The organism is Colwellia demingiae, from assembly GCF_007954275.1.
Lineage (GTDB): Bacteria > Pseudomonadota > Gammaproteobacteria > Enterobacterales > Alteromonadaceae > Colwellia > Colwellia demingiae.
The window spans coordinates 342,688-354,750 of sequence record NZ_VOLT01000001.1; the positions used below are offsets into that span (position 1 = coordinate 342,688).

13 protein-coding genes are annotated in these 12,063 nt (G+C 36.8%); all 13 read right to left on the reverse strand.

Going from position 1 to position 12,063, the window contains the following annotated elements; all coding sequences use genetic code 11:
- Positions 1 to 60 precede the first annotated feature (60 nt).
- The 13 genes from ESZ36_RS01475 to fcl all read right to left on the reverse strand — a co-directional run bounded on the left by ESZ36_RS01475 (position 61) and on the right by fcl (position 11,983).
- Positions 61 to 615: an acyltransferase gene (locus ESZ36_RS01475; RefSeq protein ID WP_146782535.1), complete on the reverse strand. Its 555-nt coding sequence runs from the start codon at positions 613 to 615 to the stop codon at positions 61 to 63.
- Positions 612 to 1,385 carry an oxidoreductase gene (locus tag ESZ36_RS01480; RefSeq protein WP_246128944.1) on the reverse strand — a complete coding sequence of 258 codons (774 nt, stop codon included), beginning with the start codon at positions 1,383 to 1,385 and terminating at the stop codon, positions 612 to 614. The genes ESZ36_RS01475 and ESZ36_RS01480 overlap by 4 nt, the downstream gene beginning before the upstream one ends.
- Complete coding sequence (locus ESZ36_RS01485; protein ID WP_146782538.1) at positions 1,382 to 2,071, reverse strand: acylneuraminate cytidylyltransferase family protein; 690 nt, start codon at positions 2,069 to 2,071, stop codon at positions 1,382 to 1,384. Before ESZ36_RS01485 ends, ESZ36_RS01480 begins: the two co-directional genes overlap by 4 nt.
- Positions 2,068 to 3,051 carry a Gfo/Idh/MocA family protein gene (locus ESZ36_RS01490; RefSeq protein WP_146782541.1) on the reverse strand — a complete coding sequence of 328 codons (984 nt, stop codon included), beginning with the start codon at positions 3,049 to 3,051 and terminating at the stop codon, positions 2,068 to 2,070. The genes ESZ36_RS01485 and ESZ36_RS01490 overlap by 4 nt, the downstream gene beginning before the upstream one ends.
- Positions 3,048 to 4,103: a nucleotidyltransferase family protein gene (locus ESZ36_RS01495; protein ID WP_146782543.1), complete on the reverse strand. Its 1,056-nt coding sequence runs from the start codon at positions 4,101 to 4,103 to the stop codon at positions 3,048 to 3,050. Before ESZ36_RS01495 ends, ESZ36_RS01490 begins: the two co-directional genes overlap by 4 nt.
- Before the next feature lies 1 nt (position 4,104).
- Positions 4,105 to 4,746: an acetyltransferase gene (locus ESZ36_RS01500; protein ID WP_146782546.1), complete on the reverse strand. Its 642-nt coding sequence runs from the start codon at positions 4,744 to 4,746 to the stop codon at positions 4,105 to 4,107.
- On the reverse strand, positions 4,739 to 5,815 hold the full coding sequence (gene neuB / locus ESZ36_RS01505) for an N-acetylneuraminate synthase (RefSeq protein WP_146782549.1): 1,077 nt from the start codon (positions 5,813 to 5,815) through the stop codon (positions 4,739 to 4,741). Before neuB ends, ESZ36_RS01500 begins: the two co-directional genes overlap by 8 nt.
- A gap of 2 nt (positions 5,816 to 5,817) precedes the next feature.
- Positions 5,818 to 6,486: a PIG-L deacetylase family protein gene (locus ESZ36_RS01510; RefSeq protein WP_146782552.1), complete on the reverse strand. Its 669-nt coding sequence runs from the start codon at positions 6,484 to 6,486 to the stop codon at positions 5,818 to 5,820.
- On the reverse strand, positions 6,483 to 7,376 hold the full coding sequence (locus tag ESZ36_RS01515) for a formyltransferase family protein (protein WP_146782555.1): 894 nt from the start codon (positions 7,374 to 7,376) through the stop codon (positions 6,483 to 6,485). Before ESZ36_RS01515 ends, ESZ36_RS01510 begins: the two co-directional genes overlap by 4 nt.
- 1 nt (position 7,377) lies before the next feature.
- Positions 7,378 to 8,538, reverse strand: a complete 1,161-nt coding sequence (gene neuC, locus ESZ36_RS01520; protein ID WP_146782558.1) for a UDP-N-acetylglucosamine 2-epimerase — start codon at positions 8,536 to 8,538, stop codon at positions 7,378 to 7,380.
- Positions 8,531 to 9,691, reverse strand: coding sequence for a LegC family aminotransferase (locus ESZ36_RS01525; RefSeq protein WP_146782561.1), 1,161 nt, complete (start codon positions 9,689 to 9,691; stop codon positions 8,531 to 8,533). The genes neuC and ESZ36_RS01525 overlap by 8 nt, the downstream gene beginning before the upstream one ends.
- A 19-nt stretch (positions 9,692 to 9,710) precedes the next feature.
- Entirely contained in the window at positions 9,711 to 10,901 is a 1,191-nt protein-coding gene (locus ESZ36_RS01530; protein WP_146782564.1) for a UDP-N-acetylglucosamine 4,6-dehydratase, read from the reverse strand.
- Positions 10,902 to 11,011: 110 nt separating this feature from the next.
- A complete protein-coding gene (gene fcl, locus ESZ36_RS01535) occupies positions 11,012 to 11,983 on the reverse strand; it encodes a GDP-L-fucose synthase (RefSeq protein ID WP_146782567.1) in 972 nt (323 codons plus the stop codon).
- Positions 11,984 to 12,063: the final 80 nt, after the last annotated feature.

Consider the following 12,063-nt stretch of genomic DNA (forward strand, 5'->3'; position numbering starts at 1 on the left):
AACAAAGTGTAAAAAGAGCTGAAATTTATAAAACAACTTAATAGATCCATAATAAAAAAATCACTTTGAAAGGTTTTTTATTATTTTTGCTGGATTCCCTGCCACTACCACTCTGTCAGGGATATCTTTTGTTACAATGCTACCTGCAGCAACTACAGAGTTTTTACCGACAACTACACCAGGAAGTATTATTGCATTTGCACCAACCCAAGCACCTTCTTTTAAAGTAACACTCCTTGGAGCTGAATGCCCTTGGTCAATAAGGTTTAAATCTTTTCTGTCAAAACGATGATTGGAAACGTATATATGTACACCTGAGCCTATCATCACATCTTTTTCTATATAAACGCTACCAGCTTCGTTTGTTGATGGGTCGGCGAAAATCATTGTATTGGGACGTATAATAACATTTTCACCTATTGATATTTTCGAACAAGTTATAGCGTATGCCCCAGCTCTGAATTCAGAAGTATTAGAAAAAAATTTAAATTTTTCTTTACAAAGAGTAAACATTTTATTTTTGAAATATAAGCGCCAATGAGTAAAGGGCATATCTGGACCTAACCGATCACAAGATAAATCAAATTTCCATTTAATATAAATATCAAAATTCATAGAGAAAAACCGTCGTCAACAATAATATTTTGCCCCGTGACAAATTTTGATTGTTCAGAAAGAAGAAATAAGACTGAACCCAGTATATCTTCTACATTTAGCATACCTTGCCCATGAGTATAGCTTTTGTATGAGTTTAAAAACACTTCAGGTTGATCGTCAAAAATACCACCTGGGCTTACACTATTAACCCGGAACCGACTGTCATTGACATAAGCGACTGCATATTTATTTAGATGTAAAACAGCTGACTTTATAGCCGCGTATTCTACAGGCATAGTCATTGAGGTATTCTCATACACATCAAATCTTGGAGAAACTACGCCATAAACAGATGAAATATTCACTAACGAGAATGGACTTTTATTTCTCTTGAAATATGCTGCACATTGCTGAGTAAACAAGAATCCACTACCAAGATGTAAAGCTAAGTTTTCATTAAAATCATCTAGAGATACATCAAAGAAATGGGCTCCGTAAGCTTTGTTTCTGGGATACGTACTGTTTACCGCTCCTGAAATTCCTGTTTGCTTAGAAAAGAACTCCTTTACTGCTTCTTCACTAGTCAGGTCCAATTGTACCAATCTTAATACTGTGGTTGAAAGGTCTACATTTAGAGTTTCTAATTTTTCTCGCATCAAATCCAGATTTATATCTGCAGCAATAACTTGCGCACCTTGAGACAAGGCCTGTTTTACAAGTTTAGCGCCTAAAAGTCCCCCAGCGCCTGCAATTAATATTTTATCGTCATTTAGTACATACTGCATCATAGTTCAATCCTCAATATAGCTTCAGCCAACCGAAAGTCATAAATATCATCAATATCAACGGCGCGAGATTTAGGAACTTCAATACTGGTCACTTTTCCAGAAAACAGCCCATAATTATCCAATATAAATTGCGGTGTAGAGGCATAGACAACCGTTGTGATATCGAAAACTTCAGGAGAATCCTGTCGCCTAGTGACATCATTTTCAGGCTTATTGACTAGTTCAATCAATCCATTTTTAGTTTTAGCCACCATATTGAAATATGGACTACGGTTCGCAGGTGTCACTGAAATGCAGATATCAGCTCCGACATTTATACGCTGCTCAATTGCAGCTTCCACATCAACGATCCCTCTAAGTGGGCTCGTAGCTGGTAAACTAACAAAACCATCAAATTCTCCATATTCCACTTTCGCCCATTCAATAGCATGGCGCCAAGAAAGCCACTCAGGGCTAGTATCACTTGCTAATTCGGCCGGCCTTTCAATTAAGATTGCTCCTGACTTAACTGCCACTTTAGCTATTTCAGCATCATCAGTTGAGACAAATATTTTATCAATCGATGGCGATAATAATGCTGTATCGACAGAGTACTGTAATAAGGGTTTACCAGCTAAAGGTTTTATATTTTTACCTGGTAACCCCTTTGAGCCACCTCGAGCAAAAATGAATGCAAAATTTTTCATGTGATATCTCTATTACCATTGGCTTGCTGTTTGATCTCGTCAATTAAGGAAACCGTTTTTATGGCTTCACTAAACTTAATACAAGTATGTTTGTTTTTTCCAATCATTTGCACAAAATCTTCTATCATGGCCAAATACATTTGGTTCTTATCCCACTTTGGTTCACTATATAACACAGATGTTTTTGTCGCCGTAATCAACGTCAATTGATTTAGCATAAGATCCCATTCAATACGACCTTTACTACCAACAAAGCTACATTTCCTATGAGATTTACGTTGTAAAAAATCTAAATGAATCGTCGCTACAGCGCCTGATTCAGTCAATGCTGTAATATCAGCCATATCTTCAACATCTAGAGCCAATTCTTCTGAAGTTCTTAAAATTGAATGCTTTACATATAATGGCCCTAACAACCACTGGGCGTAATCTAATTCATGACTGAGTTCAAATAATGCTCCTCCACCGAGTCTATTTTGAGCAGAAACACTATCCAGAAAGTTTTTATTCGGACGCCAATCAGGAAGATATTGACCAATTTCAATATGCACATTGTAGAGGATACCAATCTTACACTTATCCAACAAAATCTTTAATTGCAGAGCTGAAGGTAAGTATCGTAAGCAATAGCCTATAGACACAGGTGTTTGATGTAGTTCAATTGCTCGGTTAATAGCTTTTGCATCTTCTACTGTTGTTGTCACTGGCTTTTCAATTAAAGTGGGAATACCAGCTTCAATGAAAGGAATTGAATGTTGAGCATGAAAAGGTGCAGGTGATGCCACAATCACTAATTCTACCTGTGCTTCAATGAGTTCTTCGATGCATGTAACAATACCATCAGAATCACTTATATTTTCATTCGGTATACGTCCACTTGCTGACATTACTAATAATGCAACATTTGGATACAAAAACTTCAAATTATGTCGGTGACGGGTAGCGATATTGCCTAAACCAATTACTGCAACTTTTTTCATTTCAAGTCAAATCCTAATGTATGAATATCAACTTGAGCACGATTAAAATCATCTATCCGGCCGATATCCAACCAATAATCATGAAATGGAAACATAAGAACTTTGTCTTCTAGATACCTTTCCAAAAGAGTTGGCATATCTACTACTTCATTATCATTAACTTCTTCTATAATTTTTCGACCAACAACATATATTCCGGCATTAACATGAAAACTCTGTATAGGTTTCTCCACCATACTTTTAATGTGATACCCATCACTTTCAATAACACCGAATGGTACTTGGTATTCATATTCACGAACACACATGGTTGCATCAGCATTATTTTCATTATGAAAAACAAGTAAAGCTTCTAAATCTACTTTGGTCAGTACATCTCCATTCATCATGATTATAGGGAGATCTACTAGATCTGCAGGCAGCAACCCTAAAGCACCACCCGTTCCAAGTGGTTTTTCTTCATGTACATAATTTATAGATATTCCCCACTTAGTACCATCTCCAAAATATTCTCTGATCATTTCGGGTAAATAATGAGTTGAAATGTAAAACTGATGAAATCCTGCCTTTATAAAACTTAATAGTACTGTTTCTAATATCGGCTTATCACCCACGTTCAATAGTGGTTTAGGACAATTATTCGTTAAAGGCTTTAACCTTGTTCCAAAACCACCTGCCATTAAAAATACAGGATTATCATGTTTTGTTTTTTGAGTTACATGATGAATTGTTTCTAAACCAACCACTATACCATCATCTAGTATAGGAATAGAATGAAGCTGCTTAGCGTTCATCAGATCTAATATTTGCTTTTTAGAAGTATCGATATTCACAACAGTTGGGGATGTAAACATAATTCCAGAAATTGGGTGAGATAAAGGCAGATCATTAATTAATGCTCTACGTATATCACCATCTGTTACTGTTCCTAATAGTCTATTATCAATATCAACAACCAGGGCAAGCTGGAGGGCTTCGTTATCAATAACTTTCAGAACATCTTGTATATTACTTGAAGGGGAAACTAGTATATTTTTCCAATTATGACTCATTTTACTTTCTAACCTTTATTGTAATACGTGCAGGAAAACAAATACAGTTTTCTTCTACATCTTTAGTGATTGTTGAGCCCGCACCAACAATAACATTTTCGTTAATATTGATTGACTGAATAACTGACGATCCCGTACCAAAATGAACATTTTTTTGAGAAGTCACTTGCCCGCTAATAGTAACCCCAGGTGCGATATGGTTATTACTTCCTATAGAACAATCATGTTCAACTATTGAACCTGTGTTTACTATACTATTGTAACCAACACTCGCCCCAGTTTGGATAATAGCGCCACGCATTACCTGAACACCTTCGTCTAGGGTAGCATACCTTGACACACCCGCGTCTTTAGAAACTAATGTTACAAAGCTATAACCTAATATTTTATAGTTAGTATAAAAGTCAGCTCTTAATGTATTTCCTGGCAATGAACCAATACCATTGACCAATTTTATCGTTGCTTTATCAAACTGCAAAATATCTTCGTCATTCTGATACCAACGATATTGTGAAAATAACATGTGGTTACTTGCAGGAGACGGAGAAACATAACCCATAATATTAATCTTATGCTCAATTAACATCTCCAAAAGAACAGACGCATGACCTCCTGAGCCAATTAATAAAACACTATCACTCATCAATTAAATCACCTACTTGATAGTCTTGCTTTGCTTCACTGCCAAGTAAATCCCAATAATGAATAGGGCTTTTCCCTAGACCTGGTCTTTTGATAGCGAGATTAGCTTTATTAAAAGCAGTCCCTTTTTTAATGATTTCATCAGCAACTAAACTTTTTCTTGCGATAGACTTATTCTTTATTTCTGATGGCATTGGTCCTTTAAGACCATCGCCGAGTGCTAATTCGATGTCACGTATTCCCTTGATCATTTCGGCTAACTGTTTTGGCTCTAATGATGCTTTGTGATCGGGACCTTGCATATTTTTATCTAAAGTAAAGTGCTTTTCAATAATTTGAGCACCGCGAGCTACAGCAGCTATAGGTATATTAATCCCTGCACTGTGATCAGAATAACCAATGGGTAATTTAAAAGCAGATGCTATGCTGTCCATAGCCCTAAGGTTAATGTCCGGCACTGGCGCTGGATATTCTGTTGTACAATGAAGAATAACAACTTTTTCCTTAAGCTTTTTCTGGCCAAGATCAGAGTAATATGCTCTTTCAAATTCTTCCGCACTCGGCTTAATAGCTCTATCAACCGTATAACCAAAAGCGATAATACCCAGTGCTGTTTCTATCTCTGCCAATGTAGCCATACCAGTCGAGACTATTAAATCACAGCCAGTTTGAGCATGTTCAAGTACTAACGGCGCATTAGTCAATTCACCTGATGGGATTTTAAGCCTTTTCAAACCCAGGTCATTTACCAAGAACTCAAGGCTTTCTGAATCAAAAGCTGTAGATAAAAATTCAATATCCAGTTCATTGCATTGAGCCAACAGTTTATGATGTGCTTCATAACTCAACTCCAAACGAGCAAGCATAGCTAGTTGAGTTTCTTTTTTACCAGTATTATTGATCTGGTACTCGCATTGTTCAGCCGTTGCCGTTACTAAATTTTTTGCTTTGAAAGTTTGAAACTTAACTACATCTGCACCTGAATTTTTAGCAGCTGTAACTAATTCAAAAGCTAAATCTTCTTGTCCATTATGGTTAACTCCAGCTTCAGCAATAATTAATACACTCATACTCAATTAATCTCCTTTATTAACATAAAAGCTTCAGCTGCTTCACAATTAGACTGAACGCCACGCAACTGAGCAAGTGCACTTAAGGCCTTTCTGCTTCTAGGGAATGGAAAATCCCCCATTTCTGATTCAAAGATCTCGAGAATGTCTAGTTTCTCCTCTAGGAAGTCAGATATATTATTAAATACATTTGGACGAAAACCTCCATCTTCAGGCTTCATACCAAAATCAGTTTCAGAAATAGTTTCATATACTAATACTCGTTTTACAAACGGATACCGAAAGGATTTTGTTGAAGACATCACTCCATCAAATACAATTTCATGATCACTATGAGCATCATTTCTATACACTGTATAAACAATTTCAGGCTCTATTTTCTTAATAACCTTAGAGATTTCGCTAACAATGTCGCCTATTGGGAGAGTCTCTAACGCTGCGGGTGGTAAATTCAGTTCATGTCGGTCAGAGAAACCATAGCGTGCATGTACTTGAGCTATTTCTTCCTTCCGTGTATTTATCTGGCTTTCAGTAAACCCTGATGCTTGACTCATCCCCGTCACTAAAAGCCAATGTACATCATCGCCTTCCGAGATGTGGCGTAAGATAGTGCCCCCACAACCGAGTGATTCGTCATCTGCATGTGGAGCTACAACTAAAATTTTAGTCATAAATAGTCACCTACTTTAAGTTTGTCTAATTTTACATCTAATAACCATACCGCTGAATGGCCTGCACATTTCACTAAAACACCGATGCAATCGATTGCAAGTATATAACCTGGTTCTATATTGTCAGGAAATATTTCACTACTAACTCTACTTTTCCAAACTTGCAAATAGTTTTCTTTATATTTAAATTCCGCACCTGGATATGGCGTAGTTAGCGCACGAATAAGATTATATATATTCTCTGCTGACATTCGCCAATCAATCAAGCCATCTTCACGGGAGCGCTTCCTCCAACTAGTTGCTTTAGAATTGTCTTGGGGCTTAAATTCTGCAGTTCCTTTAAGTAACTGTTCCGTAAAATAAACAATCTGTTGTTGCGCTGTAGATATTATCTTTTTATAGAGAGTATTGGCATCATCCGTGTAATCAATATCTATATCCACTTGGCTCAATATTGGGCCGGTATCGGCTCCTTTATCCATCTGAAAAAAAGTTGATGCGGTTTCTTTAAGACCTAAAGCTAATGTCCAGATAATGGGATGTCGCCCTCTATTTTTAGGCAATTTTGCGGGATGAAATCCGATTACACCTAACTTAGGCAATGTTAAAAAATCGTCATTTAATAAATAACTCCATCCGAAGCAAAATATTATATCCGGTTCATAAACTTTCATAAATTCGACACTTCGATCTTTATGTTGAACATCTTCAAAATGCACAGGTATATCGTATTCTTTGCAAATAGGAGCCAGTTCCACATAATCCGCATTAAAAGTTGATTCTTTTTTCGTTATAACTGCCACTAAATCAACACCGATAGATTTCATTCCTATAAGAGTGTTTAATGCCATTTGACTAGACTGAACACAGCCAATAAGTCCTATTTTCATTTTATAAACTCAAGTCGTAGAATTTCTTGTTAACAATTCCTTCAAGAGGGTAATTAATCACTTGATCAACTATACGTTCAGACGAGTTGCCAATCCCGTAAGGGTTTACTGCTGTTTCACATGACGTAGTAAAATCAGCAGAGACGGCTCTACCGATTGTATCTCTTATGGATTCTAAAGTTTCGTTACAATGAAGAACAGTCTCACCTGCAATCCGGCCTTTTTGACGATTGCCTATATTCACAGTTGGTACATTAAATGTCGGCGTTTCAATTAAGCCACTAGAAGAATTACCAATTACAGCATCACAATACTTCATAGCACTAAGGTAACGGAGTTGCCCAAGAGACCGAGTTAATAATACCCGTTCAGGATGAAGATTATGATATTCATCTAAAATTTCAATTAATTTACGCCCATGTGTATCGGCATTCGGGTATGTAATAATTAGTTGATGATTTGGGTAATCATCGAGTACTTTCAAAAGATTAACTAGTGATTCCGATGCACCATCGATTTCTAAAGTAACAGGATGATAAGTAACCATAAAGAATGGTTTTTCTAGTGCAAAATCAAGTGCGTCAGAGAGTTCTTCTCGCTTTAATAGCTGTAAATTAACAATGCTGTCAATTCCTGGTGCGCCAAAATTAAAGGTACGCTCTGGCTGCTCGCCAAGCTGTTGAATTCTGTTCTGGTAAGCTCCTGTCGCAGCAAAGTGCAAATGACTCATTTTAGTAATAGAATGACGAACGGCCTCATCAATAAGGCCTTCAGTTTTTTCTCCACCGTGAATATGAGCAACTGGAATACAGGCAACCATTGCAGCCTGTGCTACAGTCATTGATTCAAACCTATCTCCTAACAATACAATTAAATCAGGTTTATTACGGTCAAGAACCTCTGCTGAATTTATTAACGCAAGACCCATAGATTTGGTGATTCCCACAGGAGAATCGGAAGATAAAAGAAACTCCATACGTTCCGTAACTGGAAATCCATCTTTTTCAATTTGGTTGATGGTATAACCAAACTCTGGTGATAAGTGCATTCCACCCACATAGAGTTGTAATTCGACTTCTGTGGATTCGTGTAAACCTTTAATTACCCAATATAACAAGCCATATTCAGCACGGGTTCCAGTAAAAACGGCAATTTTACGCATTATTTTTTCCAATTTGAGTAGGAGAGCTAGGTATATTAATCACCCGAGCTTCAATAAATTCTGAATTTTCGAGAGAGCCTTTAAGTGCATTTTGAAACATTGGCAGCCTATGCATTAATTTCCATATTGGACGAGTCATAACACCATTTGCATTCGTTTCTTTAATAAAATTTTCACGGCTAACCACATCAGGACAAATTATCGCATTTAACCAGTAATTTGATTTGGCATATTCTGGCTCTTCAACAAATTCAAAGTCTGAATTTTGAAATAAATTCTTATATTGCAGTGCTAGGGCTCTTTTTTGCTTTAGAAAGGTAGGTAACACTTCCATTTGTGCACAACCTAGCGCAGCATTTAAATTAGGTAAACGGTAGTTAAAGCCCGGTTCATCATGAAAGAATTCGTAAGGATGCGGAACTTTGGCCGTAGTTGTTACATGTTTAGTATGCATACCTTCATCATAGCTTTTGCATAAAACCATGCCGCCGCCACCTGTGGTAATAACTTTATTACCATTAAAGCTGACTGCACTGAAAGAACCAAAAGTGCCTGTGTGCTGCCCTTTATAAAAAGATCCTAAACTTTCCGCTGCATCTTCCACTAAGGCAATATTCCATTTAGCACAAACAACCACTAGTTCATCAATTTCTACGGGGTGACCAAAAGTATGCATAGGTACTGCAGCACGAAAGACCTGTTGAGTAACTTTATGCTGGCTTAAACCATCGTTATTAATAAAAGCATTATCTTCGAGGTAACATTCTAACGCTTTAGGGCATAAACCTAGGCTGACTTTAGACACATCAACAAAGACAGGCTCTGCACCCATATGATATAAAGCATTACAGGTCGCGACAAAAGTTAATGCCTGAGTAATAACAAGGTCACCTGATTTCACACCTGCCATATACAACGCAGTATGCAAAGCAGCGGTGCCATTAACAGTTGCGATGGCTTTGGCTGTTCCCGTGTAGGCTTCAATTTGTTGCTCAAACTGGTCGACATATTTCCCAACGCTAGAAACAAATGTACTATCGAGGGTATTATTTACATACTCCTTTTCATTACCACCAAAAGTTGGTGCATGAAGTGGAATAAACTCTTTTGTTTGATAGAGCTCTTGAACAAAGTTAACTAATTTATTATGCATAGTATTTTCTTGAATCTTATTACATTTTACTATCTAGGTATTTGCCTGTTTCTTTATGCCCAAACTCAGGGAGCATTTTAAAAAACAGATCAACAATTTCATCTTTTGTCCAAGCTTTGTCTTGTTTAAGCCCAGTAATTGTTTGCTCAAATTCTTTAACCAACTGAGGATCAAATAAGGCCTCATTTTTAATTACGCCTAAATTTTCAAATCTTTCCATGTCGAGTGTTTCATTATCAGTAAAGAACTCTTCAAAATCTTTTTCTCCTGTTGTATCACTATCAGTGAACAAACAAGGCCACTTACCTGCTTGAGGTAATGTCTTGGCTAACTCTCTTGCTTCATCTTCAGTTTTACAAAGGTGCGGTTCATAGCCCATATTTTCAAGGTATTTTACCGCGATATCTGCGAAGGTTATTAAGTGTAATGACTCACTAAGTTTAGGGAAGAATATATCTCTATTATCTCCGAATATACATGACATCAAGCATAATTCTCCCGACTCTTGCGGCGTAACAAAATAACGTTTTATATCTCTAGGAGCAACGATAGGCTGGCGTTTTTGAATGCGTTGATTAAAACCGTGAAGTAACGAACCATCCGAAAAAGCAACATTTGCAAAGCGTGCCGTTGATATGGCAATATCCGCACTACGTCTCATCAAAAACATTTCCATAATACGCTTAGAAGCTCCCATCATATTAACCGGGTTGGCCGCTTTATCCGTGGAAACACAAAAGTACTTTTTACTTCCTTTCTCTGCTGCCTGCTTCATGGTCTTTTCAGTATTAAATACATTAACATCAATCATGCGCATTAAAGTGTAAGGATCTTTTTCACTGCGAACATGCTTTAAAGCAGAAAGGTTTAATACGTAATCATACTGACCATCGGCCTTGATGAAAGCATCGTATTCTATAGAGCCGATATCAAGCGCAAACGTCTGAAAATCACCGATAATGTAACCAAAGGAGCTACGAATATCACGTACTAATTCAACCATGTTGTTTTCACTTATATCGACAACATGTAGCTTTTTAGGGTTGCGTTTAAAAATTTCTTTTGCAACAGCTTGACCAATTGAACCCGCCCCACCTAAAACAAGAAAACTGGAACTAGAAACAATATCCATTAACTGTGAATCGTTCTTTGCAATATCACTCGTAAATAATTCTTTTTCACGACCTATTAAAGACAAAACTGAAGTCATTCTTTTCCCTTTCTAACACTCAAAATAGTAACTGAACATAATGTATAAATATCTATTAAAGCATTCAGTTTCTTTTAAAACACATAATGATGCAGAATATAAAACCTCTGCTATCCTCGAAATTTATTTTGATTCTTAAGGAACCACTGATAAGATAAAGTCAGCCCTGACTCTAAATTGACAGAAGACTCCCAGCCTAATGACTTTAAACGTTCAACATTCATCAGTTTACGCGGAGCTCCATCTGGTTTACTTATATCAAAATTAATTTGACCTTTAAAACCAACTACTTTTGCAACTGTTTCAACTAATTCATGGATTGTACAATCAACACCCGTTCCTACATTAATATGACTTAGCATAGGTTCTGTATTTTCATCATAAATTTCTTTATCTAATTCCATCACATGAATTGAAGCTGCGGCCATATCATCTACATATAAGAATTCTCGCATCGCCTTGCCACTACCCCAAGCAACAACCTCTTTATCGTTATTTAGTTTTGCCTCATGAAAACGACGAATTAATGCTGGAATAACATGACTATTTTCAGGGTGAAAATTATCGTGAGCACCATAAAGGTTTGTAGGCATAACACTACGGTAATCTCTACCATACTGGCGATTATAACTCTCACATAATTTGATGCCTGCAATTTTTGCAACCGCATAAGGTTCATTTGTTTCTTCTAAGGTACCAGTCAACAATGCATTTTCAGCCATAGGTTGCTCTGCTAACTTAGGATAAATACATGATGAGCCTAAAAACAATAACTGCTGAATATTCGCTAAATGAGCACTGTGAATAATATTACATTGGATCATTAAGTTTTCATAAATGAAATCTGCGGGATAAGTGCTATTAGCAACTATTCCCCCCACTTTAGCGGCAGCTAAATAGACTTGAGCGATGTTTTCTACTTTAAAAAATTCGAGGACCGCTTGCTGATTGGTTAAATCTAGTTCTTTGCGTGAACGAGTAATTATTTCAATATTCTCAACTTTACTTAGCTGGCGCACAATAGCAGATCCAACCATTCCATTATGGCCTGCAACAAAAATTCGCTTTTTTATTTCATTCATTATTTAACCTAAAATTACTAATAACAATATTACCACCGAGAACACAGAGACGCTCCTCGCTACACCGATAGAAGGTTTAA